The organism is Burkholderia plantarii (assembly GCF_001411805.1).
Lineage (GTDB): Bacteria > Pseudomonadota > Gammaproteobacteria > Burkholderiales > Burkholderiaceae > Burkholderia > Burkholderia plantarii.
The window spans coordinates 2,935,246-2,961,347 of the sequence record NZ_CP007213.1 but is presented as its reverse complement, the minus strand read 5'-3'; the positions used below and the strand labels follow the sequence as shown (position 1 = coordinate 2,961,347).

Sequence of the window (26,102 nt, the reverse complement as noted above, 5' to 3'; positions counted from 1 at the left end):
CGGGCGCTTCCCGGGCGCTTCCCGGACATTTCGGGCGGTCCGCGCCGCCGCGTTTTTCCCGCGGTTTGCACCGCGCCCGCCGCCTTTCCCGCGCCCGTCAAGTCGCGCGCGCGGCACCCCACGCCATGTCGCGGTAATCCGACCGTTTGCGGCCCGATTCCGTCGTTGTTGTATGGATGGAAGGAAAATCATTTAAAATCATCGGCTTATATTTACTTAAAAGAATCAATATCGTGCAAATCCGGCGATTCGTAACCGGGAATGCGCCAGCAAGGACGTCGGCGGTGCGTGTGCCCGCTCCCGACGAACCCGCCGTCCGCCGCGGCCGCAAGGCGATGGCACTCGCGATGCGATGAATGGAATGACTCACACGAACTACGCATCGGATTCATACGAATCCGGCATTTCCGTGCTGCTCGTCGACGATCAGGCCTTCGTCGGCGAGGTGATCCGCCGCCTGCTGGCCGCCGAGACCGACATCGCGCTGCATGTCTGCGTCGATGCGGGCAGCGCGCTCGAACTGGGCCGCACGCTGCGCCCCACCGTGATCCTGCAGGACCTCGTGATGCCCGACGTCGACGGCCTGGATCTGGTGCGCGCGTGGCGCGCCGAGGCGGCCACCGCGCAGGTGCCGATCATCGTGCTGTCGATCAACGACGATCCGCTCGCCAAGCGCGAGGCGTTCTTCGCCGGCGCGAACGACTACCTCGTGAAGCTGCCGGACCCGATCGAGATGATCGCGCGGATCCGCTATCACTCGAACTCGTACCACATGCTGCGCCAGCGCGACGAGGTGCTCGACTTCCTCTCGCACGACATGCGCGCGCCGCAGGCCTCGATCCTCTCGCTGCTGGAGGCCTACCGCGCGGCGCACGGCGCGATGCCGATGCTGCTCGAACGGATCGAGATGCATGCGCGGCGCGCGCTCGCGCTGGCCGACGGCTTCATCCAGCTCACGCGCGCGCAGTCGGAGAAGCGGCCGAGCGAGCTGGTGTGCCTCAACGAGGTGCTGCTCGACGCGGCCGACCAGCTGTGGGAGAAGGCCGCCGCCGCCGGCAGCCGCGTGAAGGTGGAATTGCCCGAGACCGAGTGCCTCTGCGTCGGGGACCGGATGATGCTCACGCGCGCGCTGGCGAACCTGATCGACAACGCGCTGAAGTACGCGCCGCCCGCCTCCGAGGTGCGCGGCCTGATCGCCGACGACGGCGAGCGCTGGCTGATCGGCGTGGAGGACGAGGGCGAGGGGATCGCGCCGGCGCAGCGCGCGAGCGCGACCGAATCGTTCGTGCGGCTCACGCACGGCCCGGACTCGCAGACGGGCGGCTTCGGGCTCGGCCTCGCGTTCGTGCGCGCCACCGCCGCGAAGCACGGCGGCGCGCTGATGATGCGCTACACGCCGCGCGGGTTCATGGCCGGGCTCGGGCTGCCGAAGGCGCGCGCGGCGCGCTGAGCCGGCGCCGGGCGGCGGGGCCGCCTGCCGGCGTGATGGCGCGCGGCGGGCGACGTAGCGGCGGCCGGCACGCCCTGACCGGCCAGTGCCGGAATGCGGCCTGGCCGCCACGCCGGGCTGGCCCGGGCTGTCTCGGCGGCCATAAAGAAAGTACACTCTGCTGGCTCGCGCCCGCCGGCGCGGCGGCCGCAGCGGTACGGCGTCCGGCACCGGGCCGCCGCTCCGGCCATGCGTGCGCCGGCGGCTCCTGAACGCATCAGCAGACTACCCACATCGAAACATGGTCAACGTGTCGCCTCGCGCAAGCACCGAAAGCTCCTCCCCGTCCGCCGCCGGTGCGCGGATCACGCTCGGCAACCGCATCCTGCTGAGCTTTGGCGTGCTGTTCGTGCTGATGGTGGTGATGGCCGGCATCTCCTACAAGCAGTTGCGCGTGATCGACGAGGAGACCAACAGCATCCAGCGCGATTCGCTGCCGGGCGTCTATCTGGCCACCTCGTTGCGCGCGTCCGCCGCCGAGTCGTACTCGGAGATGCAGCGCGCGATCTTCGTCGATCCCGACGCCGAGTCGGTGCGTCGCGACATCGACAAGCTCCCGGCCTCGCTCGAGGCCTTCGAGAAGCTGTCGCTGCAATACCAGAACGCGACGTTCCGCGAAGACGACCGCGCGCGCTTCGCGACCTTCCGCGGCGTCTACGATCGCTACCTGCCGCTGCTGAACGATGCCATGCAAAAGGCGCGCAACGGCTCGCACGCCGACGCGGTGATCGCCTACGGGCGCGTCACGCCGGTCTGGGAGGACGTGATCCGCAACGCCAACATCCTCGTCACCGAGAACCGCACGTTTGCCGACCAGTCCGCGCAGCAGATCCGCGAGTCGGTGTTCCGCACCGAGGCGACGCTCGCCACGGTGCTCGTCGTCGTGCTGGTGTGCGCGGCCCTGCTCGGCTGGTTCCTGTACCGCGCCGTGATGCGGCCGATGACCGAGCTGGTCGAGGTCCACGACGTGATGCGCACGGGCGACCTGACCAGGCGGCTCGACCTGCGCCGCCGCGACGAGTTCAGCATGCTCGAGACCGGCTTCAACCGGATGGCCGACGAGCTGACCACGCTGGTCGCGCAGGCCCAGCAGTCGTCGCTGCAGGTCACCACCTCGGTGGCCGAGATCGCCGCCACCTCGCGCGAGCAGCAGGCTACCGCCAACGAGACGGCCGCCACCACCACCGAGATCGGCGCGACCTCGCGCGAGATCTTCGCGACCTCGCGCGACCTGCTGCGCACCATGAACGAGGTGTCGTCGGTGGCCGAGCAGTCGGCCTCGCTCGCGGGCCTGAGCCAGAGCGGCCTCACGCAGATGGGCGAGACCATGCGCAGCGTGATGGACGCGGCCGGCTCGGTCAACGCGAAGCTCGCGATCCTCAACGAGAAGGCGCTCAACATCAACCAGGTGGTGGCCACCATCACCAAGGTCGCCGACCAGACCAACCTGCTGTCGCTGAACGCGGCGATCGAGGCCGAGAAGGCCGGCGAATACGGCCGCGGCTTCGCGGTGGTCGCCACCGAGATCCGCCGCCTGGCCGACCAGACCGCGGTGGCCACCTACGACATCGAGCAGACCGTCAAGGAGATCCAGTCGGCGGTGTCGGCCGGCGTGATGGGCATGGACAAGTTCTCCGAGGAAGTGCGGCGCGGCATGCTCGACGTGCAGCAGGTGGGCTCGCAGCTCTCGCAGATCATCCACGAGGTGCAGACGCTCGCGCCGCGCTTCCAGCTCGTCAACGAAGGCATGCAGACCCAGGCGAGCGGCGCCGAGCAGATCACCCAGGCGCTCTCGCAGCTGTCCGAGGCGGCCCAGCAGACGGCCGAATCGCTGCGCCAGTCGTCGCAGGCGATCGACGACCTGACGCTGGTGGCCAACGCGCTGCGCACCAGCGTGTCGCGCTTCAAGGTCGAGGCGTGAGCGCCGAGGCCCGCCACGCCATGCTGTTCCTGCTGTTCGAACTCGACGGCGCGCGCTACGCGCTCGACGTCGCCGACGTCGCCGAAGTGCTGCCGCTCGCCGAGACCAAGCCGGTCCCGGGCGCGCCCGACTGGGTGGCCGGGATCCTGATTCATCGCGGCGAGCCGGTGCCGGTGATCGACGTGACGCGGCTCGCGCTCGGCCGGCCCTCGGCGCGGATCCGCTCGACGCGGCTCGTGATCGTGCGGGTGCGCGTGCCGCTGGCCGGCGACGCGGAGCCCGCGCCGGCCGACGGCGAGCGCCGGCTCGGGCTGATCGTCGAGCACGGCACGCAGACGGCGCGCTTCGAGCGCGCCGCGTTCCGCGACGGCGGCGTCGATACTCCGCATGCGCGCTGGCTCGGGCCGGTGGCGCACGACGCGCATGGCGTGGTGCAACGGGTGACGGTGCGCCATCTGCTCGGCCCCGAGGCGCGCGCGCTGCTGTTCATGACCGCGCACGAGGCGCGGCAGGCACCGGCGGGAGGCGAGGCATGACGGCAAGCGATTTCGAGGCACGTTTCCATGCATGGCTGTCGCGCGAGACCGGCATCGATCCGGCCTCGCTCGGCGCCGATTTCGTCGCGCGCGCGCTGGCCGAGCGGATCGGCGCGGCGTTCGGCGGCGACGCCGCGCGCGAGCCGGCGGCGGTGGCGCGCGCCAGGCAGCCGTCGCCGGCCGAGATCGACGCCTACTGGCAGCTGCTGAACGCGTCGGACGCCGAGCGGCGCGCGCTGATCGAGCTGTTCGTGGTGCCGGAGACCTGGTTCTTCCGCGAGCGCGAGGCGTTCGCCGCGCTCGCCGCGCTGGCCGTCGAGCGGCTGCGCACGCGGCCCTCGCAGCCGGTGCGGGTGCTCAGCGCGCCATGCTCGACGGGCGAGGAGCCCTATACGGCGGCGATGGCGCTGGTCGATGCCGGCCTCGACGCGACCCAGCTGCGGATCGACGCGCTCGACATCAGCGCGCGCGCGATCGATCACGCGCGGCGCGGCGAATACGGCCGCAACTCGTTTCGCGGCCACGCGCTCGAGTTTCGCGGCCGCCACTTCGATTCGACCGCCAGCGGCTGGCGCCTGCACGAGCGGATTCTCGACTGCGTGCAGTTCCGCCATGCCAACCTGCTCGAACTCGGCACCGGCGGCGAGCTGCGCTACGACTTCATCTTCTGCCGCAACGTGCTGATCTATTTCGATCGCGGCGCGCAGGAGCGCGTGCTGCGCACGCTCGACGCGCTGCTCGCCGACGACGGCCTGCTGTTCGTCGGCCCCGCCGAGACCGGCGTCGTGATGCGCCACGGGATGAGTTCGGTGAGGATTCCGCTCGCGTTCGGCTTTCGCCGCGGGACGGAGGGCGGCAGCGGCGCCGGCGCGATGCCGCCCGCGCCGCCCGCGCCGGTGGCCGCGAGCCGCGCCGGCATGGGCACCGCGCCGCTGCCGCCGGTCGGCGCGCTGCCGACGCTCGTCGCGGCACCCGAGCCGGCCGCGCGCGAATGGTTCGGCGACATGCCGTGGCCGCTGCCCGGCTCGGCCGCGCGGCCGGCCGGCGCGGCTCACGGCGCGGCTCACGGCGGCGCCGGTTTCGCGGGCGCGGTGGCGGGCCGGGCCGGCGCGCCGGCCCGCGTGCCTCGCGCGGGGGCCGGCGCCGTTGCCGGTGCCGATTTCGCAGCCGAAGGGACCGGTCCGGCCGCCCGCGCGGGCGCCCTGCGCGGCGGCGGCACGCTCGCGACGCGCGCGCCCGCCGCGATGGCCTCGATGCGTTCGTCGATGGCCTCGATCTCGACCGCGGCCGCGCCGGCGCGCCTGCCCGGCCCGCTCGACGCGCCGGACGGCGCCGGCGCGCTCGACGCGGCCCGCGCGCTGGCCGACGCCGGCGAGTTCGACGCGGCCGAGCGCGCGGTCCACGCCGCGATGGACGGGGCCGGCCCGAGCGCCGACGCCTACTACCTGCTCGGCCTGATCGCCGACGCGCAGGGGCGGCCGGCCGCCGTCACGTATTACCGCAAGGCGCTGTATCTGGCGCCGACCCATCGCGAGGCGCTCACGCATCTGGCGACGCTGCTCGACATCGCCGGCGACCACGAAGGCGCGCGCTGGCTGAAGGAGCGCGCGCGCCGCGCCGACGCGCAGGCCGGCAAGCACGGCGAACCGGGAGGACGCGGCCATGCACGACGCCGCTGAAATCGGGCGCGGCCCGGACACGAACCGGGACCGGCTTGCGGACCTGACGCCGGGCGCGATCGACGATTGCTGGAACCGCATCGGCGTGCGCGGCGACAAGTCGTGCGAGCGCCTGACCGAGGTTTCGCGCTGCCTGAACTGCCCCGTGTTCGCGCGCAACGCGGCGCTGCTGCTCGACCGCCCGCTGTCCGCCGACGATCTCGCGCAGGCCGCGCGGCGCGTCTCGGAGCCGGTCGCGCCGGGCGTCGGGCACGGCGGCGCGGAGGCGGGCGCGCGCCAGGCGGTGCTGGCGTTCCGCGTGGCCGACGAATGGCTCGCGCTACCCACCGAGGTGGTCCGCCAGATCGTCGACGATCTGCCGATCCACTCGCTGCCGGACCGCCGCAGCCGCGCCGTGCTCGGCATCGTCAACGTGCGCGGCACGCTGCGCATCGCGGTGTCGCTCGCCGAGCTGCTCGGCCTCGAGGCCGGCACGCCGCGCGCGGCCGGCGGCGCGCGCGCCGGCTTCCGGCGCATGCTGGTGGTCGGGCATCGCGGCGAGCCGGTGGTGTTCCCGGTCGACGACGTCGAGGGCGTGCTGCGCTTCGGCGCGGCCGACCGCGCGGCGACCCCGGCCACCGTGGCGCGCGCCGGCAGCGCGCACACGCGCGGCGTGTTCGTCTGGCTCGACCGGATCGTCGGGCTGCTCGACGAGGACCGGCTGTTCGAATCGCTGTTGCGGAGCCTGCGATGAGCCAAGACGACGACCTGAGCCGCCAGTCGCTGCTCGAGCTGTACCAGGAGGAGACCCAGACCCAGACCGAGGCGCTGTCGCGGCAGCTGCTCGCGCTCGAACACGGCGCGCAGGACGCGGCCGCGTTCGAGGCCTGCATGCGCGCGGCGCATTCGCTGAAAGGGGCCGCGCGCATCGTCGGCGTGCCGCAGGGCGTGGAGATCGCCGGCCGCATGGAGGATTGCTTCGTCGGCGCGCAGCGCGGCGAGCGCGTGCTCGGCGCGAGCCACATCGACGCGCTGCTGATGGGCGTGGACCTGCTGGTGCGGGTCGGCGATCCGCGCAGCGCCGCGTCGGTCACGCCGATCCAGATCGATGCGTTCGAAGTCGCGCTCGCCAACGCCGACGGCGCCGGCGCCGGCGACGCCGGACGCGCGGCGCCGGACGAGACCGCGCCGCTGCCGCCGGGTTTCGCGTCGGGGGCCGCCTCGGCGGTGTCGTTCGACACGCCGGGCTCGCTCGGGGCCGCGGCATCGGCGTCGGCCGCCGACGCCACGGATTTCCCCGATCTGTCCGAGCTCTCCGCGCAGCTGCGGCTGGACGCGCCGGCCGCCGATGCGTCCGGGGCGTTCGGCGTGCCCGACGCACCGTCCAGCGGCGGTGCCGGGCCGCGCGACGCCGGGGCGGCGGTGCCGGCCGATCTCGCCGCGCAGCTGCGGCTCGCCGCCGACGCCGCGCTCACGCCGGCCGGCGCGCCCGATGCGGACGCGCCGCCGCCGGCCGCGGGCCTGGCGGCGCCGCCGTCCGAGGCGCCGCCGCCGGCCGAGCCGGGCGGCGACGCCGGCCAGATGCGCCGCGTGCGCGCCGACAGCCTGAACCGGCTGCTGAGCCTGTCGGGCGAATCGCTGGTGGAATCGCGCTGGCTCAAGCCGTTCGCCGAATCGATGCAGCGCATGCGGCGCGCCCAGCGCGACGCGGGCCGCGCGCTCGATTCGCTGTACGAAGCGCTCGCCGACGATCTCGACTCGGCCCGCGAGGCCGCGATGAGCGAGGTCCGGCAGATGCTCAACGACCTGCAGCGCACGTTCGCGGCCCGCATGGACGACCTGGACCGCTTCGAGCGGCGCAGCACCCACCTCGCCGAGCAGCTCTACGACGAGGCGCTGCAGTGCCGGATGCGCCCGTTCGGCGACGCCACGCGCGCCTATCCGCGCGTGGTCCGCGATCTGGCGCGCTCGCTCGGCAAGCGCGTGCGCTTCGCGATCGTCGGCGAGACCACCCAGGTCGACCGCGACCTGCTCGACCTGCTCGACGCGCCGCTCGGCCACCTGCTGCGCAACGCGCTCGACCACGGCGTCGAGCCGCCCGAGACGCGGCTCGCGCGCGGCAAGCCGGCTGAGGCCACCATCACGCTCGAGGCGCGCCACAGCGCCGGCTCGCTGCTCGTCAGCGTGGCCGACGACGGCCCCGGCGCCGATCTCGCCGAGGTGCGCGCCGCGATCGTGCGCCAGCGGCTCACCGACGCCGAGACCGCCGCGCGGCTGACCGACGCCGAGGTGCTCGAATTCCTGCTGCTGCCCGGTTTCTCGATGCGCGAGCAGGTGACCGACGTGTCGGGGCGCGGCGTCGGCCTCGACGCGGTACACGAGATGGTCAAGCGCGTGCGCGGCGCGGTGCGGATCTTCAACGAGCCGGGTCAAGGCATGCGCTTCGTGCTGCAGCTGCCGCTCACGCTGTCGGTGATCCGCAGCCTGCTGGTGGAGGTGGGCGGCGAGCCCTACGCGTTCCCGCTGGTCCACGTGCGGCGCGCGCTCGAACTCGAACGCGCCTCGATCGACGTGCTCGAGGGCCAGCAGCATTTCTCGCTCGACGAGCGCCGCGTCGGGCTGGTCACCGCGCACCAGCTGTTCGACGCGGGCGAGCCCGACGGCGCTCGCGCCAGCACGGCGGTGGTGGTGGTCGGCACCGAGCCCGAGACCTACGGCGTGGCGGTGGACCGCTTCCTCGGCGAGCGCATGCTGGTGGTGCAGCCGCTCGACGCGCGGCTGCAGAAGATCCGCAACATCGCGGCCGGCGCGCTGCTCGAGAACGGCGATCCGGTGCTGATCGTCGACGTCGAGGATCTGGTGCGCTCGATCGACAAGCTGATTCGCGGCGGCCAGCTCACCAAGCTGCGCAGCGGCGCCGACCAAGCGCTCGCGCGGCGCCGCAAGCAGGTGCTGGTGGTGGACGATTCGCTGACGGTGCGCGAGCTGGAACGCAAGCTCCTGGAGCGGCGCGGCTACGCGGTGACGATCGCCGTCGACGGCATGGACGGCTGGAACGCGATCCGCAGCGACACCTTCGACCTGGTCGTGACCGACATCGACATGCCGCGCATGGACGGCATCGAGCTCGTCACGCTGATCAAGCGCGACCCGCTGCTCAAGGGCGTGCCGGTCATGATCGTGTCGTACAAGGATCGCGACGAGGACCGCCGGCGCGGGCTCGACGCCGGCGCCGACTACTACCTGGCGAAGGGCAGCTTCCACGACGAGGCGCTGCTCGACGCCGTCCACGACCTGATCGGGGAGGCGGCGTCATGAACATCGGCATCGTCAACGACTTGCCGCTCGCGGTCGCCGCGCTGCGCCGGGCCATCGCGCACCGGCCCGACCACCGCGTGCTGTGGGTGGCCGCCGACGGCGAGCAGGCGGTGGATTTCTGCCAGGCGAACCCGCCCGATCTGGTGCTGATGGACCTCGTCATGCCGAAGGTGGACGGCGTGGCCGCCACGCGGCGCATCATGGAGCGCTCGCCGTGCGCGATCCTGATCGTCACCGCCAGCGTGGACGCCAACAAGGCCACCATCTACGAGGCGATGGGCGCCGGCGCGCTCGACGCGGTGGACACGCCCACGCTCGCGCAGGGCATGATCGCCAACGAATCGCAGCCGCTGCTCGCGAAGATCGACCAGATCGGCCGGCTGCTCGCTACGCGCGGGCCGCTGACGCCGTCGTCGCAGCCGGCCGGCCCGGCTGCGCTCGCGCAGCCGCCGCTGGTGGCGATCGGCGCGTCGGCGGGCGGGCCGACCGCGCTCGCGGCGCTGCTCAAGCCGCTGCCCGAGGATTTCCCGGCCGCGATCGTGATCGTGCAGCACGTCGATCAGGCGTTCGCGATCGGCATGGCCGAGTGGCTCGACGGCTTCACGCGGCTGCCGGTGCGCATCGCCAGGGCTGGCGGCGTGCCGCAGCGCGGCGAGGTGCTGCTGGCCGCCACCAACGATCACCTGCACCTGAACGCGCGCGGCCAGCTCGGCTACACGCGCTATCCGGAAGAGACGCCGTACCGGCCGTCGGTGGACGTGTTCTTCCACAGCGTGGCCGAGTCCTGGCGCGGCGAGGCGCTCGGCGTGCTGCTGACCGGCATGGGCCGCGACGGCGCGCTCGGCCTGAAGGCGATGCGCACCAAGGGTTTCTACACCATCGCGCAGGACGCCGCGACGAGCGCCGTCTACGGCATGCCAAAGGCCGCCGCGGCGATCGACGCGGCCTCGGCGATCCTGCCGCTCGAGCGTATTTCGGAACGCCTGATGTCGCAATTACAGCGCGTGCCGCGCCCGCGCTGATCCGCGGCACGCCGCTTGCGGGGCCGCCAGGGGCTCGCCCGGCGGGCCAAGGCGGGCAAGCGTGGGCGGCGGCCGCGGGGCGGGCACGCGGCGTGCTCCCCGTGGAGGTTTTCCACGCTCGGTGCTCTTCATGTCGCGCATCCCCCTCGTTTCCGGCCTGGCCCGGCGTTCCAACCGAATGCACCTGTCGATGACCCAACCCGCCAACGAGTACCAACCCGCCCCGGCCGACGAGCAGGCGCTGAAGACCCACACCGACCGGCGCCAGCTGCACCAGATCATCGCCGGGCTGACCGAGGGCGTGATCCTGGTGGAGCCGGACCAGCGCATCGTCTGGGCCAACGAGGCCGCGCTCGCGATGCACGGCGTGGCCACGCTCGCCGAGCTCGGCGCCGACGTGACCGAATACCGCGAGCGCTTCCGGCTGCGCGACACCAACCACGATCCGGTGCGGCAGGGCCAGTATCCGATCGACCGCGTGATCAGCGGCGAGCAGTTCAGCGACGTGACGGTGGAGGTGGAATCGGCCGCCGACGAATCGCAGCGCTGGGTCCACCGGATTCGCAGCCTGGTGCTGACCAACGCGGCCGGCGAGCCCGACTGTCTCGCGCTGGTGCTGCACGACGCCACCGAATGGGCCAGCGCCGAGCAGCGCTTCGAGCGCACCTTCAACGCGAACCCGGCGCCGGCCGCGATCTGCCGGCTCAGCGATTTCCGCTACGTGAAGGTGAACCAGGGCTTTCTCGACATGACGCGCCACGCGCTCGACGACGTGATCGGCCGCTCGGTCTACGAGCTCGACGTGTTCGATCGCGCCGAGCGTCGCGAGCTGGCCATCGAGCGGCTCGGCGACGGCATGACGATCCCGCCGATGGAGGCGCTGCTGCGCACCGCCGACGGCGGCGACCACGCCGTGATCGTGGCCGGCCAGCCGATCGACATGGGCGACGACGCCTGCATGCTGTTCACGTTCACCGACCTGCAGCCGCGCCGGCAGGCCGAGACCGCGCTGCGGCAGAGCGAGGAGCGCTTCGCCAAGGCGTTCCGCATGGCGCCCGTGGCGATGGCGATGCTGACCGCCGGGCGCTTCGAGATCCTCGACCTGAACGACGCGTTCGTCGCGATGACGGGCCACGAGCAGGGCGAGCTGCTCGGCCGCGCGGCCGACGAGATCGGGCTGTGGGCCGATCCCGGCGCGCTGCGCGAGATCGCGGCGGCGCTGGAGGGCGAGGCCGTGGTGCGCATGCGCGACGTGCAGGTGACGACGCGCGACGGCGACCTGCGCGACTGCGTGGTGTCGGCCGACGCGGTGGCGATCCACGGCCAGGACTGCATCCTGATCGCGCTGCTCGACATCAGCGAACGCAAGCGCACCGAGATGGAACTGGTCCAGGCGATCGAGACGGCGATGCAGGACGCCTCGTGGTTCAGCCGCACGCTGATCGAGAAGCTCGCCAACGTGCGCCACGCCAAGGCGCCCGACGCCGGCGGGCAGCTCGCCGACCTGACCGCGCGCGAGCGCGACGTGTTCGACCTGCTCTGCCACGGGCTGCCCGACAAGGAGATCGCGAACCGGCTCGGGCTCGCGCCGAACACGGTGCGCAACCACGTCGCCACGATCTACACCAAGCTCGACGTGCATAGCCGCGGCGAGGCGATCGTCTGGGCGCGCGAGCGCGGCATCGTCGGCGCCGATCCGGCCGCGGGCAGCGCCGACGACGCCGTGCCGAGATCCGCGTCGAAGTCCGGGCGCACGCCGCGCCGGCCGGCACGACGCTGAAAGGCGATTGAATGAAAGGCGGCGGAGTTGAAAAAAATACACGGGGCTCCGGTGCGAATGCACTAGCGGTGCTGGCCCATCTGCACCTGCCGCGGCGGGCGCGGCGGCGCGATCATGGTGACTCCCGGCTCGCGGCCCACGGCCAGCGTGGCCGGTTCCCCCGACGAATCTCTCGAAGGAGTCGACCATGGACAAGAACCGAATCGACGGCAAGCTCAAGCAGGTGAAGGGCTCGGTGAAGGAAGCGCTCGGCAAGGTGACGGGCGATCGCAAGACCGAGGCCGAAGGCGTGGCCGAGAAGACCCAGGGCAAGCTGCAGGAGAAGGCCGGCCAGACCGCCGACGCGATCCGCAAGCACTCGAACCTGCACTGACGCCACTGCCGGCCCGCCGGCCGCCCTGGTAGCGGGCGGCGGGCCGGACCGCACCGCTCACGTCCCGCCGCGCCGCGTCGCGCGGCGGGACGTTTTCATGTCGGGCGAGGCGTGGAGGACAGGGTTCGGAAGACGGCGGCCGGTTGCCGCGTGCGTGGTGGCTCACGTACAATCCGCGCTTCGGAGATGGCATGCCTCCGCCCCCAACCGCCGGTCAGCCGGCTGATGATGCCTACGGATCCTGGGTGCAGGAGGTCGTAGGCCGTCCCGATCGCAAGCCGATCGCAAGCGGCATCCCTGCCGCCCGGGTTTGATGTCCTGTCGAACCTGAAAACCATGAAAGCTTTCGAAACCGTCGAGCAGTTCGCGATGCTGCGCGCGCTCGGCCGCTGGCTCGCGCTGTCGTCCGTGGTCGGCGCGCTGGCGGGCTCCGCGTCCGCGCTGTTCCTCTACCTGCTCGACCTGGCCACCGGCACGCGGCTCGCGCATCCGTGGCTGCTGTGGCTGCTGCCCGCGGCCGGCTTCGCCACCGGCTGGCTCTACCTGCGCTTCGGCAGCGCGGTGGAGGGCGGCAACAACCTGCTGATCGACGAGATCCACGATCCCGCGCGCGCGGTGCCGACGCGGATGGCGCCGCTGGTGATGATCGCCACCGTCGTCACGCACCTGTTCGGCGGCTCGGCGGGCCGCGAGGGCACCGCCGTGCAGATGGGCGGCGCGCTCGCCGACCGCATCGCGCGGCTGCTGGGCGTGGATGCCGAGACGCGCCGGATCCTGCTGATGGCCGGCATCGCCGCCGGGTTCTCGTCGGTGTTCGGCACGCCGCTGGCGGGCGCCGTGTTCGGCCTGGAGGTGCTGGCGATCGGGCGCCTGCGCTACGACGCGCTGCTGCCGTGCGTGGCCGCCGCGATCGTCGCCGACGTGGTGTGCCGCCGGTGGGGCATCCATCACCCGGTCTATCCGGTGCCGTTCGTGCCGGCGGTGAGCGCGGCCACGGCGGCCTCGGCGATCGTCGCGGGCATCGCGTTCGGGGTGGTGGGCATGCTGTTCGCCGACGCCACGCACGCGCTCGGCGCGCGCTTCAAGCGCTGGATTCCGTATGGGCCGCTGCGGCCGGTGGCGGGCGGCGCGCTGGTGGCGGTGGCGGGCGCCGCGCTCGCGGTGCCGCAGTACCTCGGGCTCGGCATTCCCACCATCGAGGCCGCGTTTCGCGGGCCGCTGCCGGCCGGCGACTTCGCCGGCAAGTTCGCGTTCACGGTGGTCACGCTCGCCTCGGGCTTCAAGGGCGGCGAGGTCACGCCGCTGTTCTACATCGGCGCGACGCTCGGCAACGCGCTCTCGCACCTGCTCGCGCTGCCGCTGCCGGTGCTGGCCGGGCTCGGCTTCGTGGCCGTGTTCGCCGGCGCCGCGAACACGCCGATCGCCTCGACGATCATGGCCATCGAGCTGTTCGGCGCGCCGATCGGCGTGTTCGCGGCGCTCGCCTGCGTGGTGGCCTACCTGTTCTCGGGGCATACCGGCATCTACCACGCGCAGCGCATCGGCCATGCGAAGCATCCGTGGCTCGACGCGGGCGGGCGGCTCGCCGACGTGGCGGCGCGGCGCGTGGCGATGAAGCGCGAGCGTGATGTGGCGGGTTGAGCGCGAACGCGCATCGGCAGGCCGGCGCGGGTTGCGGCTGGCGCCGTGCCGTGGACGGATGGCGCGCGCGACGGGTGATGGCTGGCGATTCACGCGGGTGGTCGGTGCCGGCCGGCCATCTTCGCGGCGGGCGCGGCGGCTGGGTCACCTGGCCGGTCCGCATGACCGGGGCGCCGCGGCGACCCGTGAAGCCGGGCGGGTGGCGTCGATTCGTGGTGGCGACCCGCTGGGTGGGCCGGTTGAGTCGACCGGTTGAGTCCACCCACGAAGCGGGCTTGCGCGACGCATTCGCGCCGGCCGGCGCGCGGCGGACCTCAGCCCGCGTGGCCGGTGCCGCCGTGGACGGACGGATGCGGCGCGGCCGCGTCGCGCGCGGTGCCGGTACGCGCCGGCAGCGCGCGCCAGACGAACCACGCGAGCGCGCCAAGCGCCGGGAACACCAGCACGCTGCCCTCGGGGCCGACCGTGCCGCCGCTGAGCCAGACCGGCCCCATCGCGTGGCTTTCGAGCAGGCTCCGGGCCGGCATCAGGCCGCTGGTGGGCGCGCCGAACAGGAACGACTCGGCCCAGTCCCAGGTGGCGTGCATGCCGAACACCCACCAGAGCGAGCCGGTGCGCCAGATCGCGAGACAGGCGACGAAGCCGTAGATCACCACGGGCACGATGCCGCCGAGGTTCTCGCCGTGGTTCGACATGTGAGAGAGGCCGAACGCGAGCGAGGTCAGCACCGCGGCCGCGGCCGGATGCGTGCCGCGCGCGAGCCGGAAGAACACGTAGCCGTGGAACGCGAGTTCCTCGGCGGCGGCCACCAGCGCGAACGCGAGCGCCCAGGTCAGGCCCGCCTCGAGCGCGGCCGTCAGGCTGCCGCCCGAATAGGTGAGCGTGGTGCCGCCCGTGGCGACCAGCAGCGCCATGATCGTCGAGACGGCGACGAGCCCGCACAGGCTGCCGAGCAGCAGGTGCCGGACGCGGCCGGACGCGCGCAGGCCGAAGTCGAGCCACGAGCGCCGGTCGACGCGGCTCATCACGCGCGTGGCGACCAGCACCGCGCCGCACATCGCGAGTTCGAACACGAACTGATGGGCCGCCGTGAGCTCGCCCTGCAGCCGGAACGGCAGATCGAAACGCGCGGCGGCGAGATCGGCGAGCGCCATCAGCGCGGCCACGATCGCCGCGTAGAGCAGGGCCGCCCAGCCGCTGCGCAGCCCGGCCGCGCCGAACCACAGATCGCGGAAGCGGAAGGGCGGGGCGACGCGGGATCGGTCGGTGCGGGAGACGTCTTTCACCGGGTAGGTCCTCGTTTTTTTGTCATGCGCGAGCCAACGGATGACCGGGCGCGTCGCAGGCCGGTTGAAGACCGTTCGACGCGCTTCGGCAAACCTTCGTGATTATGTGGAGCATCGGCGCCGAATGGTATAGCCGCATCGGCGCGCGTGGAATCGTTCCGCGTGCGGCACGTTGCGCCCGGCGCGCGCCGGGCCGCATCGGACGGCGCGTTGCGCGGACCCTGCGCGTATGCCTCGCGGGCCGTGCGGTGTGAACGAAACGACACGGAACGCGCGGCATGCACGGGCCGATGCCGGCGCGCGGCTTCCCGCACCGCGCGTGCGCGAGGCGGCGATGACGGGTTGCTGAAAGGTTGGCTGCGCGGGACGAAAGAAAACGTGGCGGCAAGCGATGCCTGCCGCCACGCCATGCGTCGCGCCGGATGCCGCTTCGCCGAGGCAGGCGGCGCGCGGGTGCGAAGCAGCCGAAGCAGCCGAGGCAGCCGAAGCCTCCGAAGCCTCCGAAGCCGCCGAAGCCGCGCGATGCGACGCCGCCAGAAGCGTGTCCCGGCCGCGCCGCTACGACGCCCCGAGCGCCGGATCGCGCGCGCCGTTGCCACGGCCGTCCGCGCCCGGCGTCGGCGTGCGCAGCCCGTCGATGCCGTAGCCGCCCGTCTGCTCGATCAGCCCCTTCGCGAGTTCGAGCGCCTGCTGCTCGAACAGGCGCCGATAGACGCCGCCCTCGATGCGGATCAGCGCGTCGTGCCTGCCTTCCTCGATCACGCGGCCGCGATCGAGCACGAGCAGGCGATCGAGCGAGCGCACGGTCGACAGCCGGTGCGCGATGACGATCGTGGTGCGCCCCTCCATCAGCCGTTCCATCGCGTGCTGGATCAGCAGCTCGCTCTCGCTGTCGAGGCTCGAGGTGGCCTCGTCGAGGATCAGCACCGGCGCGTCGGCCAGGAACGCGCGCGCGATCGCCACGCGCTGGCGCTCGCCGCCCGACAGCTTCACGCCGCGCTCGCCCACCAGCGTGTCGTAGCCGTCCGGCAGCGCCGCGATGAAGCCGTGCGCGCTCGCCAGCGTGGCTGCATGCACGATTTCCTCGCGCGTGGCGCCGGGGCGCGCGTAGGCGATGTTGTCGGCGAGCGAGCGGTGGAACAGCACCGGCTCCTGCTGCACGATCGCGATGCGGCTGCGCAGCGAGGCCTGCGTGACCTGCGCGATGTCCTGCCCGTCGATCGTGATGCGCCCGCCGTCCACGTCGTAGAGCCGCTGGATCAGCTTGATGAACGAGGTCTTGCCCGAGCCCGAGTGGCCGACCAGTCCGAGCCGCTCGCCCGGCGCGATGCGCAGCGAGAAGTCCGAATAGAGCGGGGCGCCGCGCGAGCCGTAGCGAAACGTGACGTGCTCGAAACGAATCTCGCCGCGCGTGATCGTGATCGGCGGCGCGCCGGGTGCGTCGTCGATGCCGAGCGGCTGGCTGTCGAGCGCGACCAGTTCCTCCATGTCGTTGACCGAGCGCTGCAGGTTGCGGATGTGCATGCCGATGTCGCGCAGGTAGCCCTGCAGCATGAAGAACATCGTCAGCGCGAACGCGATGTCGCCCACGCTCGCGCGATCGTGCGTCCAGAGCCACAGCGCGCTGCCGAGCATGGCCGCCTGCATCAGCACCAGCAGGGTGGCCTGCGCGCAGCCGCTCAGCGTGCCGCGCAGCCAGGTGCGCCGCGTGCGCAGCCGCCACTTGCCGATCACGCGGCCGATCCGCGCTTCCTCGCGCGTCTCGGCGCCGAACGCCTTGACCACCGCGTTGCAGCTGACCGAATCGGCGAGCGCGCCGCCCAGCCGCGTGTCCCACGCGTTGCCGAGCCGCGCGGCCGGCGCGATCAGGCCGAGCGAGAGCGACACGGTGACCGCGATGAACAGCAGCGAGCCCACCCCCACCACCAGCCCCATCACCGGCCAGTGCAGGCCGAGCAGCAGCGTCGCGCCGGCCAGCATCACCACCGACGGCAGCAGCGCGATCAGCAGCGTGTCGTTGAGCAGGTCGAGCGCCCACATGCCGCGCGTGATCTTGCGGACCGTGGAGCCGGCGAAGCTGTTGGCGTGCCAGTCCGTGGAGAAGCGCTGCACGCGATGGAACGCGCCCGCCGCCACCTCGCTCATCATGCGCAGCGTCAGCTGGATCAGGTTCATGAACATCACCTGGTGCAGCAGCGCGCCCGCCACGCCGAGCGAGACCAGCGCGGCGAACGCGTGCAGCGCGGCGGCCAGGGCGGCGGCGCGGTCGGTCAGGCCGAGCGAGATCGCGTCGACCAGGCGGCCCGCGAACATCGGGGTAAGCACGTCGCAGAGCGCGGCGAGCAGCGCGAACAGCGTGACGCCGGTGAAGCGCAGCGGCTGGTCGCGCCAGCGGCGGAACGTGAAGCCGAGCACGTCGCTGAACGGCCGGCTGCCTTGACGATCGGTAGATTGGGTCATGTGTCGTGGCCCGGTCGCCTCGTGAGCGCCGGACGGTTTCGATGTCGGTGACGGATGGATCGCCGGCTCCGCGTGCCGCGCCGCCATGACGACGGATCCGGACGGCGAGCGAAACCGCAAGGACACGCTCGCGTCCGGCGCAAGGCGCGGAACAGGAACCAGGGGCGATCGGGAAAAACAGGCGGAAGGCTCCGGGAGCCGGCCGCCGGCAGCGGACCTAGACGGTGCCGTGCCGCACGCCGTTCAGGAAGGCACTACGCGATGGCAGCTTGAGCATCTCGACCTCCCTTGAACGCGAATGGATGGAGCGTTGACGAACACGAAACGGGCCGGCGCCCGCCGCGTGACCGGGCGAATTGTCGCCCGTCCGGTGATTCTAAGCGCAGCCGAGCGGCGTTGCCAAGCATCGCGGCGCGGGTGGTGTTGCCGAAGCGAGACGGCGCGGCGGCTCGCCGGTTCGCCGCGCACGGCGGCCTCGAAGCGCGACATGACGCAGCCGATGTGTCTCGGGGAATCGACATTCGCGATGCCGGATCAGCGGGGCCGCAATGCATTTATCGAAGCCGCCCATATGGTTTTACGTGATTATTAATTAATCTCGAATTGTCAAATCAATATCCCGAATAATGGATTCCAGGCCGGAATCAAACTTGTGACGGATTTTCATCAAAAATTGCTTGCGGCCTGAAAGTATGTGAAGTGATACTGACGCTCGCATCGTCTCTGGTCGCGGATTTCTGAAATTCGAATCGGTTTTTGATTGCGGTTAATATTGCGATTTCAAATCACGGGATCGGTTGATTTTGCGAATTTCCGGTGATGTCGAAACAATGGCGCCGGTTATGTACGGAGGTGTTTTATTTTTGAATATTCGAGTGATTGATTCGTGCCAATCATTCATGAATGAATCGCCGGGAACCGGCTCGCGTCCATCCTGAAAACGGGTGCGGGTGCCCGGCCGGCATCCGCCGGTTTCCCAAGGCATGCCTTGATTTCACGGATGGCGCTGGGGCGGCATCCCGCCGGGCGGTGGCGGTGCCGCATCCGTAGTCGCCGTCAAATAGTCGCGATGGTGTCATTCGTGACACCTCCGGAATCACGGGATTCGATCGGCAAACTGGTGGAGTGCCATTTTCACGAACATTCAAGCTTCGTGCGGGAGTGTGATTGTGAGCAAAGTGACTGTTTATCCGGGAGCTGAACTCGCGGGCAGGGTCGCGATTCCGGCCTCGAAGCCGCATATGCAGAGAGCGTTGCTGCTGGCTCTGCTCAATTCCGAAACAACGTGTATCAATAACGTCTCCTGGTGTACCGAAACCGAAAAATTATTGGCTGCCCTGCAGCATTTCGGTCTGAAGATCCTGACCCGGGAAGCGCATGCGCTGCGATTGCGCGGAGTGGGGCGCCGGCTCGAGGCCGGCGCGCCGATCGAGGCGGAAGGCTCCGGCATGCTGTTCCGGATGAGCGTGGCGCTGGCCTCGCTGGCGGGCGGTACGGTGCGGATTCGCTGCAACGATTCGCTGTTCAGTCGCGACAGCGTGTTCGACGAGGCGTTCTTCTCCCACCTCGGCGTGCAGGCGCGCCGCCGCGACGGCAATCTCGTCGAGATCACGCGCAAGCCGTATCCGGCGCGCATCCCGATGACCACGCGCAAGAGCACGCAGTTCGCCTCGTTCGCGCTGTTCGTCGCGCCGTTCGGCGAGCGGCCCGAGATCCTCGTCGAGCCCTACGCGGGGCAGGCCGGCTACATCGACATGACGGTCCGGACCATGGCGCTGCTCGGCAGCACCGTCACGCACGAGCCCGGCCGCATGAGCGCGAGCGCCTATCGGCCCGGCGACATCACGATCGACATCCCGTCCGATTTCACCTCGCTCAGCTATCTCGCCTCGTCGGTGCTCAGCATCGGCCGGCCCGGCGGCGTGACGATCGGCGGCTACTACCCCGGCCACACGCTGAACGAAGGCCGGCTGTTCGGCCTCTACCGGCAGTTCGGGCTCGCGCTCGACTACGACGCGGCAGGCCGCGCGCTGCGCGTCTCGCGCGAGGCGCCGCCGCGCGGGGCGAGCGAGGAAATCTCGCTGAGCGAGCTGCCTTCGGTGGCGGCGAACCTGATCGCCGCCACCTCGAATCTCGGCGAGCGGATCCGCTTCGCCGGCGTGAGCGGCATCAACAACCACAAGTGCCAACGCGCCTTCGTGATCAGCGAGAACATCCGCGCCATGGGCGGTCGCAGTTCGCTGCTGTTCAACAGCATCGGCATGTTCGACCGGATCCAGATCGAGGGGCGCGGGCCGCTGGCCGGCGGCACCGAGCTGCCGAGCTACCGCGATCACCGGATCTGCGCGGCGAACATCATCGCCGCGCTGGGCGCGAAGCAGAAAACGGTGGTCCACGACGCCGACAAGCTGGACGACGGCTTCCCCCGCTTCATCGAGACGCTGCGCGCCCTGGGCGCCGAGATCGCCTGAGCGCGCGTCCTTCCCCTCCCTGCCAATGGAACAGCCATGACAACACGAAGCAATCAGTCGCCGAGTTTCTTCGAAATCAGTCAAACCGCGAAGCTGGGCGGGACCCTCGATCTGCCGGCCTCGAAGAGTTCGTCGACGCGCGCGCTGCTGACGGCGTCGCTGACGCCGGGCATCAGCTCGATCCGCAACCTGGCCTCGGGCTTCAACGCCACGGCGATGAAGCAGAACTGCGAGCGGCTCGGCGCGTCGTTCAGCAGCGAGGGCGGCCACACGACGGTCAAGGGTATCGACGTGCGCCACGTCGAGCGCCCGATCAGCTTCGATCCCGGCAATTCGGGCGTGGTGCTGCGCCTGCTGATGGGCGTGGCCGGCTACCTGCCCGACAGCGAGTTCGTCACGCAGTATCGCCACTCGCTCGGGGTGCGCTCGCAGGCCGAGATGATCAGCGCGCTGCGTCGCCTGAACGTGCAGTGCGAGGCGGTGGGCGATGACGCGCGGCTGCCGATCCGGATCCGCTCGGACCGGCGCCTGAGCGGCTACACCGAGGTGTCGTGCCGCAAGAGTTCGCAATTCCTGAGCGGCCTGCTGTATCTCGGCGCGGTCGGCGACGGCGATCTCGAGATCCTGGTGACCGACCACATCACGGCGCCGTCGATGGTCCACACGACGATCAACAACCTGCGCCACGCGGGCGTGCCGGTGGAGTACGACGACGCGTTTCGCCGCTTCTTCGTGAAGGGCGCGAGCCGCTTCGGCGCCAGCAGCTTCACGGTCGGCGCGGACCCGGCCAGCACCGCGGCGATCCTCGCGCTGTGCGGCTCGCTGACGGCCGACGTGACGCTGAACGGCTTCTTCGAGGAGGAGCTGGGCAACGGCGCGGTGATCCAGTACCTGACCGACACCGGCACGCGCATCACGCCGCTCGACGACAACCGCATCCGCGTCGAGGGCGGCACCCAGATCCGGGCCCGCGACTTCGACGGCTCGCTCGCGCCCGACGCGGTGCCGGCGCTGGCCGCGCGCGCCGCGTTCGCGAACGGCACCAGCGTGTTCCACAACATCGAGCACATCCGCTACAAGGAGTCCGACCGGATCTCCGACTTCCGCCGCGAACTCGACAAGCTCGGCGTGCATTCCGACGAGAAGCTCGACCAGCTGATCATCCACGGCAATCCGCGCGGCTACGCGGGCGGCGTGGTGCTGGACGGCCACTACGATCACGGGCTGATCATGGGCCTGACCACGATCGGCCTGCACTGCAAGGAGCCGGTGCTGATCAGGGAGCCGTTCCACGTCGGCCAGACCTATCCCGGGTATTTCGCCGACATCGCGTCGCTGGGCGCGCAGGTCGCCGAGCTGACCTATCCCGCCGCCGCCCTCGAACGCGCCTGAGCGCGCTCGCCCCGACAACCTTCCCGAGAGAAAGCCATGTGTGGAATCGGCGCCATTTTCACGACGCAGCGCTCGTCGATCGACGATCTCGAGCCTTCGCTGACCGCCTTGATGACCAAGATCGCGCATCGCGGCGACGCTTCGCGCTTCAACGAGAACCTGATCCGGCCGCGTTTCGGCCTGTCGACCAACCGGCTCGCGATCCTCGAGCGCGACCATGCCCGCCAACCCGCCTCGGATCACGAGCTGGACATCCATGCCGTGCTGAACGGGCAGATCTACAACTACCGGGAAATCCGCGACGAGCTGAAGGCGCGCGGCCATCGTTTCCAGGGCGGCGACGCCGAGGTGCTGCTGCGGGCCTACATCGAGTACGGCCGCGACTTCGCGACCAGGCTCGACGGCATGTTCAGCTTCGTGATCTACGACAATCGCAACGGCAGCTTCCTGATCGGCCGCGATCACGTCGGCATCAAGCCGCTCTACTACGCGAGCCGCGACCAGGTCTGGTACGTGGCCTCCGAGATCAAGTCGCTGACCGGGCTCGGCGTGGAGATCCAGACGCTCGAACCGGGCACGCTGTTCGACGGCGCCGCGCCGTACCGCTACGCGCGCTACGACGAGAACCATCCGGCCAGCCGCGACAGCTTCGAGGTTGCGAGGGCGCGCGTGCGCGTCCTGCTCGAGGAGTCGGTGCGGCGGCGCGTCGATACCGACCTGCCGGTCGCGGTGATGTTCAGCGGCGGCATCGACAGCGCGATCGTGCTGTATCTGGCCAAGCAGTACCACCCCGACGTCACGGCGATCACGTTCGGCCTGCCCGGCTCGAAGGACACCGAGGTCGCGCAGCGCTACTGCGCCGAGCACGACATCCGGCTCGTCACCTACACGTTCACGAAGCAGGACCTGATCGCCAATATCGACGACGCGGTCTACTACGGCGAGTTCTTCGAGAAGATCGACGCGATCGATTCCACCATCGCGCACTTCGGCTACTACGTGGCCAGCAGGCTCGGCTTCAAGGTATCGCTGTGCGGCGAGGGCAGCGACGAGATCTTCGCCGGCTACGACCTGTTCAAGACCCACGCCGCGCCGGACGCGCTGTCGCTGTACCGGCTCAACAACCTGCACCGCACCGACCTGCAGCGCGTCGATCGCGCCAGCATGCGCAACACCGTGGAGGCGCGCGTGCCGTTCATGGACGCGGCGCTGATCGACTACGTGCTGGGCCTCGACTTCTCGTACAAGCTGCGCGACGGCGTCGAGAAATACATCCTGCGCGAGGCGTTCCGCGACGCGCTGCCCGACTACATCATCGATCGCCCGAAGATCCGCATGCCCGACGGCAGCGGCGTGAAGAACACCATCATCGATCACATCGAGGGGCTCGGCGAGGCCGCCTCGGGCGACATCGTGGTGGCGGACCGGCTGCGCGAGATCGGCCTGTCGGACCGGCCGGCGCTGTACTTCGCGCAAAAGTATCTGTCCAGCGGCTATCCGTTCCCGACCCGGCGCTTCAAGGAAGCCGGCAAGGACTATTCCGAATCGGGGTACTTCCATTTCGTGTCCTGAGCCCGCCGTGCGCGCGCCGTCCGGCTCGCGTCGGCCGCGGCGCGGCGCGGCACCCATCCTTTCATTCCATCCTTCATGAGGTGAAACAGCCATGTCCACCAGTCTCGATTCAACGAGAAACACCGTGTTCAGCCCGTCCTTCTGGGAAGACAAGATGGGCTACGCGCGCGGCAAGCGCGTCGGCAACCAGGTCTTCATCGCCGGCTGCGTGGCATCGGACGGCAACGCCGAGGTGATCGGCGACAACGCCTACGACCAGACCGTATTCGTGATCGGCAAGATCGAGAAGTACCTGAACCAGCTGGGCGCCCGGCTGGACGACGTGGTCAGCACCACGACCCACCTGACCGGCTTCGAGCATTTCGACGGCTATTGCCGCGCGTTCAGCGAGCGCTTCAGCGAGATCCGCCCGGTCAACACCACGGTGGCGGTGAAGTCGCTCGTCAGGCCCGAGCACGTCGTCGAGATCACCGCGATCGCGATCGTCGACGACTGACGCGCCGTCCCGCGCGGCGGGCGGCCCGGCCGCCGCGCGCATCTCCCCCCCCATCGCACGTCGTGAAGGAGCGGCAGACATGAAGACATTCCTGTTCATCGAGGCGCGGCCGATCGAATGCGCCGGCATCGCCTACCTGCGCGAAGCGGGCCTCTCGCCGGTGCTGCTGACCTCGCTGAACCGCATGAACAAGACGCTTTACGACGATCTCGACCTGTCGTTGTTCGATGCCGTGCATGAAGTCGACACGCGCGACGTGGCCGCGATGCTGGCGTTCGTGGCCGGGCGCGGCCTCGAGGTGGCGGGCGTGCTCGGCTGCTTCGACGATTTCGTGATTCCGGCGGCCGAGGTCGCGGCGGCGCTGGGCTTGCCGCATCCGTCGCTCGACGGGCTGCGCAACGCGTTCAGCAAGAAGCAGGTGCGCGACGTGCTGGTCCGTCATGGCTTCGCGCAGCCGGCCTACGAGCTGCTGCGGGCCGACGCGCTGCCGGCGCGGCCCGGCATCGGCTTTCCGTGCGTGATCAAGCCGCTGCGCGACGCCGGCGCCTACAACGTGAGCCTGTGCCGTGACGAACACGATTACGCGGCCGCGGTGGAGCGGATCCGGGCCGGCGGCGTGCGCTCGATGCTGGGGCGGCCGCAGGCCACCTATCTCGCGGAGGAATTTCTCGAAGGCCGCTTCTACGGCGCCGAACTGATCCATGCCGCCGGCGCCTGGCGGATCCTCGGCATCAACCGGATCTTCGTCGCGCCCGAGGACGGCCTGTGCATGACGGGCATCTCGCATCCGTCCGATTTGTCGCCGGCCGACGCCGACGCGCTCGGGGCCGTGATACTCGACTGGATCGCCGCGCTGGGCCTGAGCGGCGGCGCGCTCAACGTCGAGTTCATCCTGACCGGGCGCGGGCCGATGCTGGTCGAGATCAACCTGCGCATCGCGGGCGCGCGCGCGGTACGGCAGATCGCGTTGACCTCGGGCGTCGACATGGTGCGCCTGCTGATCGACTTCTGCCTCGGCCGCGCGGCGCCGGTCGAGCCGCGCGTCGAGCGTGCCCACGCCTACGTGGCCGACGCGTTCGTGTTCTGTCCCGAGGCCGGCACGATTCGCGACATCCGGTTCGCGTCGTCGGATCCGCACTACATCGCGAGCGGATTCCGCAAGCTGCCGTTCGTCTCCACCACCGGCTCGCGCAACTTCGGCTCCGTGATCGGTTACGTGCTCGCCCACGGCGCCAGTTGCGACGAGGCGATGCGGCACGCGCGGGCACTCGCCGCCAGCGTGCGCGTCGAGGTCGAATGAGGCGTGGTACCCATTCCCGGCGCAAATGCACTATCTTCGCAGTGCTGGCCGATGCGGGGCCATCCCGGCCTCGGCGGCCCGCATCCGAAAACAAAATGAGAGGCGACATGGCAATCCTGATGGGCTTGATTTCCGCGTTGTGCTGGGGCAGTACCGATTTCATGGCGGGGCAGGCCGCCCGGCAGGTCGGCGTGACGCGTTCGCTGTTCTACAGCCAGTCGTTCGGCTTCCTGCTGCTGACCGCCGTCCTGGCGTTTCGGCCGGCCTCGCTGCGGATCGCGGCGATCGATACGGGCCTGCTGATCGCGATCGTCGCCGCGATCTGCAACCTGGTGGCGATGGCCGCGCTGCTCAAGGCGCTGTCGATCGGCAAGGCCTCGGTGGTGGCGCCGATCGTCTCGCTGTACGGCGCGGTCACGACGCTGCTGGCCGTGCTCGGCGGGCAGTCGGTGACGGGCATGACGGTGGCGGGCCTCGCGCTCTGCATCGTCGGCGCGAGCCTCGCGAGCATGTCGAAATCGAGCGGCGGCAAGGCCGAATCGCCGGGCTCGATCGGCTTCGCGATGCTCTCGGCGCTCGCGTTCGGGCTCGGCTTCTGGCTGCAGGGCGCGTTCGCCGTCAAGAGCCTCGGCGTGCTCGGCGCGCTGTGGATCTACTACCTCACCGCGGTGGTGATCCTGTTCCTGCTGCTGGTCGGCAAGCGCAAGCTGGTCGCGCCGCCGGGCTCGATCGTGGTGCTGCTGATGTCGATCAGCCTGTTCAGCCTGGTCGGCTTCTTCTCGCTGGCGTTCGGCGCCACCACCGGCCACGTCGCGATCGTCACCGTGCTCAGTTCGCTCGCGAGCGGCGTCACCGTGCTGCTCGGCTTCTTCATCCGCCACGAGCGGCCCAGCCAGGCGCAGTGGACCGGGATCGTCGCGATCATCGTCGGCGTGGTGCTGCTGAAGCTCACGCCGCAATTGCTGGCGGCCTGAGCCGGCGCGCGCTTCGGGCGGCTGCCGCGCGCGCCGCGTCCGGGGCGCGGCCCCCGGGGCGCCGACCGGATGGCCGGCGGCGTGCCGTCGCCCGGGTCGGCGCCCGTGTCGGCGCCGCGTGGTCGGCCGGCCGCGCCGCGACGGCGTGGGTGCCGCGCCATCGCGTCGCCGGCCTGCGGCCGGCACCCGCGTCGAGTGCCGCGCGCCGTCATGCGGCGCATCCAGGCGCCTCATGCAGGCGGCTCATGCAAGCGGCTCATCCCGACGCTCGCACCGGATTGCCCCTCGGCCGGCGCCCGGGCGCGGGAGGCCGGCTCCGGTCCGGCGCGCCGCCGACGCCGCGGCGGCCCGCACGGCACCGACTGGCTGAAAACGGCCCCGGTAACAACGGGATGGAGTTCACAACGCTCATG

19 protein-coding genes and 1 riboswitch are annotated in these 26,102 nt (G+C 70.7%); of the genes, 17 read left to right on the top strand and 2 right to left on the bottom strand.

Features of this window, described 5'->3' with window-relative positions; translation table 11 throughout:
• Window positions 1-352 precede the first annotated feature (352 nt).
• From bpln_RS29265 to bpln_RS29220, 10 genes are all read left to right on the top strand, one after another.
• Window positions 353-1,450 carry a hybrid sensor histidine kinase/response regulator gene (locus bpln_RS29265; protein WP_055140787.1) on the top strand — a complete coding sequence of 366 codons (1,098 nt, stop codon included), beginning with the start codon at window positions 353-355 and terminating at the stop codon, window positions 1,448-1,450.
• Between the two features lie 280 nt (window positions 1,451-1,730).
• Window positions 1,731-3,410, top strand: a complete 1,680-nt coding sequence (locus bpln_RS29260) for a methyl-accepting chemotaxis protein (RefSeq protein ID WP_042628633.1) — start codon at window positions 1,731-1,733, stop codon at window positions 3,408-3,410.
• Window positions 3,411-3,430: 20 nt separating this feature from the next.
• On the top strand, window positions 3,431-3,946 hold the full coding sequence (locus bpln_RS29255) for a chemotaxis protein CheW (protein ID WP_055140786.1): 516 nt from the start codon (window positions 3,431-3,433) through the stop codon (window positions 3,944-3,946).
• Window positions 3,943-5,625, top strand: a complete 1,683-nt coding sequence (locus tag bpln_RS29250) for a CheR family methyltransferase (protein ID WP_055140785.1) — start codon at window positions 3,943-3,945, stop codon at window positions 5,623-5,625. The genes bpln_RS29255 and bpln_RS29250 overlap by 4 nt, the downstream gene beginning before the upstream one ends.
• The gene (locus bpln_RS29245) at window positions 5,609-6,358 is read left to right on the top strand and encodes a chemotaxis protein CheW (RefSeq protein ID WP_080937478.1); all 750 of its coding nucleotides are present in this window, start codon (window positions 5,609-5,611) and stop codon (window positions 6,356-6,358) included. Before bpln_RS29250 ends, bpln_RS29245 begins: the two co-directional genes overlap by 17 nt.
• Complete coding sequence (locus tag bpln_RS29240) at window positions 6,355-8,922, top strand: hybrid sensor histidine kinase/response regulator (protein ID WP_055140784.1); 2,568 nt, start codon at window positions 6,355-6,357, stop codon at window positions 8,920-8,922. The genes bpln_RS29245 and bpln_RS29240 overlap by 4 nt, the downstream gene beginning before the upstream one ends.
• Entirely contained in the window at window positions 8,919-9,944 is a 1,026-nt protein-coding gene (gene cheB, locus bpln_RS29235) for a chemotaxis response regulator protein-glutamate methylesterase (protein WP_042628629.1), read from the top strand. The genes bpln_RS29240 and cheB overlap by 4 nt, the downstream gene beginning before the upstream one ends.
• A 190-nt stretch (window positions 9,945-10,134) precedes the next feature.
• Complete coding sequence (locus tag bpln_RS29230) at window positions 10,135-11,724, top strand: helix-turn-helix transcriptional regulator (RefSeq protein ID WP_042629570.1); 1,590 nt, start codon at window positions 10,135-10,137, stop codon at window positions 11,722-11,724.
• Window positions 11,725-11,911: 187 nt separating this feature from the next.
• Window positions 11,912-12,097 (top strand): CsbD family protein, encoded by a 186-nt coding sequence (locus bpln_RS29225; RefSeq protein ID WP_042628628.1) that lies wholly within the window; start codon window positions 11,912-11,914, stop codon window positions 12,095-12,097.
• Between the two features lie 173 nt (window positions 12,098-12,270).
• Window positions 12,271-12,339, top strand: a riboswitch (Fluoride riboswitch).
• A gap of 94 nt (window positions 12,340-12,433) precedes the next feature.
• On the top strand, window positions 12,434-13,738 hold the full coding sequence (locus tag bpln_RS29220) for a voltage-gated chloride channel family protein (protein WP_055140783.1): 1,305 nt from the start codon (window positions 12,434-12,436) through the stop codon (window positions 13,736-13,738).
• A 314-nt stretch (window positions 13,739-14,052) separates the two neighbouring features.
• On the opposite strand, the gene bpln_RS29215 is transcribed toward bpln_RS29220, so the two are convergent.
• On the bottom strand, window positions 14,053-15,024 hold the full coding sequence (locus tag bpln_RS29215) for a CPBP family intramembrane glutamic endopeptidase (protein ID WP_055140782.1): 972 nt from the start codon (window positions 15,022-15,024) through the stop codon (window positions 14,053-14,055).
• Between the two features lie 558 nt (window positions 15,025-15,582).
• Window positions 15,583-17,484, bottom strand: coding sequence for an ABC transporter ATP-binding protein (locus bpln_RS29210; RefSeq protein ID WP_055140781.1), 1,902 nt, complete (start codon window positions 17,482-17,484; stop codon window positions 15,583-15,585).
• Window positions 17,485-17,794: 310 nt separating this feature from the next.
• Between bpln_RS29210 and bpln_RS37510 the strand changes: the two genes are divergently transcribed.
• The 7 genes from bpln_RS37510 to bpln_RS29180 all read left to right on the top strand — a co-directional run bounded on the left by bpln_RS37510 (window position 17,795) and on the right by bpln_RS29180 (window position 25,689).
• The gene (locus bpln_RS37510) at window positions 17,795-18,076 is read left to right on the top strand and encodes a hypothetical protein (RefSeq protein ID WP_148654226.1); all 282 of its coding nucleotides are present in this window, start codon (window positions 17,795-17,797) and stop codon (window positions 18,074-18,076) included.
• 577 nt (window positions 18,077-18,653) lie between these two features.
• Window positions 18,654-19,955 (top strand): 3-phosphoshikimate 1-carboxyvinyltransferase, encoded by a 1,302-nt coding sequence (locus tag bpln_RS29205; RefSeq protein ID WP_055140780.1) that lies wholly within the window; start codon window positions 18,654-18,656, stop codon window positions 19,953-19,955.
• Window positions 19,956-19,991: 36 nt separating this feature from the next.
• Window positions 19,992-21,347, top strand: a complete 1,356-nt coding sequence (locus bpln_RS29200) for a 3-phosphoshikimate 1-carboxyvinyltransferase (protein WP_055140779.1) — start codon at window positions 19,992-19,994, stop codon at window positions 21,345-21,347.
• A 36-nt stretch (window positions 21,348-21,383) separates the two neighbouring features.
• Window positions 21,384-22,919: an asparagine synthetase B family protein gene (locus bpln_RS29195; RefSeq protein WP_055140778.1), complete on the top strand. Its 1,536-nt coding sequence runs from the start codon at window positions 21,384-21,386 to the stop codon at window positions 22,917-22,919.
• 154 nt (window positions 22,920-23,073) lie between these two features.
• Window positions 23,074-23,415: a Rid family hydrolase gene (locus bpln_RS29190; RefSeq protein WP_404991057.1), complete on the top strand. Its 342-nt coding sequence runs from the start codon at window positions 23,074-23,076 to the stop codon at window positions 23,413-23,415.
• 79 nt (window positions 23,416-23,494) lie between these two features.
• Window positions 23,495-24,715 (top strand): ATP-grasp domain-containing protein, encoded by a 1,221-nt coding sequence (locus bpln_RS29185; protein WP_042628620.1) that lies wholly within the window; start codon window positions 23,495-23,497, stop codon window positions 24,713-24,715.
• 107 nt (window positions 24,716-24,822) lie between these two features.
• The gene (locus tag bpln_RS29180) at window positions 24,823-25,689 is read left to right on the top strand and encodes a DMT family transporter (RefSeq protein ID WP_042628619.1); all 867 of its coding nucleotides are present in this window, start codon (window positions 24,823-24,825) and stop codon (window positions 25,687-25,689) included.
• Window positions 25,690-26,102 lie beyond the last annotated feature (413 nt).

Bases quoted from the DNA above. Each gene is read 5' to 3' on its own strand.
- bpln_RS29265 (WP_055140787.1), top strand. From the start codon at position 353: ATGAATGGAATGACTCACACGAACTACGCATCGGATTCATACGAATCC.
- bpln_RS29260 (WP_042628633.1), top strand. From the start codon at position 1,731: ATGGTCAACGTGTCGCCTCGCGCAAGCACCGAAAGCTCCTCCCCGTCC.
- bpln_RS29255 (WP_055140786.1), top strand. From the start codon at position 3,431: ATGCTGTTCCTGCTGTTCGAACTCGACGGCGCGCGCTACGCGCTCGAC.
- bpln_RS29250 (WP_055140785.1), top strand. From the start codon at position 3,943: ATGACGGCAAGCGATTTCGAGGCACGTTTCCATGCATGGCTGTCGCGC.
- bpln_RS29245 (WP_080937478.1), top strand. From the start codon at position 5,609: ATGCACGACGCCGCTGAAATCGGGCGCGGCCCGGACACGAACCGGGAC.
- bpln_RS29240 (WP_055140784.1), top strand. From the start codon at position 6,355: ATGAGCCAAGACGACGACCTGAGCCGCCAGTCGCTGCTCGAGCTGTAC.
- cheB (WP_042628629.1), top strand. From the start codon at position 8,919: ATGAACATCGGCATCGTCAACGACTTGCCGCTCGCGGTCGCCGCGCTG.
- bpln_RS29230 (WP_042629570.1), top strand. From the start codon at position 10,135: ATGACCCAACCCGCCAACGAGTACCAACCCGCCCCGGCCGACGAGCAG.
- bpln_RS29225 (WP_042628628.1), top strand. From the start codon at position 11,912: ATGGACAAGAACCGAATCGACGGCAAGCTCAAGCAGGTGAAGGGCTCG.
- bpln_RS29220 (WP_055140783.1), top strand. From the start codon at position 12,434: ATGAAAGCTTTCGAAACCGTCGAGCAGTTCGCGATGCTGCGCGCGCTC.
- bpln_RS29210 (WP_055140781.1), bottom strand. From the start codon at position 17,484: ATGACCCAATCTACCGATCGTCAAGGCAGCCGGCCGTTCAGCGACGTG.
- bpln_RS29200 (WP_055140779.1), top strand. From the start codon at position 19,992: ATGACAACACGAAGCAATCAGTCGCCGAGTTTCTTCGAAATCAGTCAA.
- bpln_RS29195 (WP_055140778.1), top strand. From the start codon at position 21,384: ATGTGTGGAATCGGCGCCATTTTCACGACGCAGCGCTCGTCGATCGAC.
- bpln_RS29190 (WP_404991057.1), top strand. From the start codon at position 23,074: ATGGGCTACGCGCGCGGCAAGCGCGTCGGCAACCAGGTCTTCATCGCC.
- bpln_RS29185 (WP_042628620.1), top strand. From the start codon at position 23,495: ATGAAGACATTCCTGTTCATCGAGGCGCGGCCGATCGAATGCGCCGGC.
- bpln_RS29180 (WP_042628619.1), top strand. From the start codon at position 24,823: ATGGCAATCCTGATGGGCTTGATTTCCGCGTTGTGCTGGGGCAGTACC.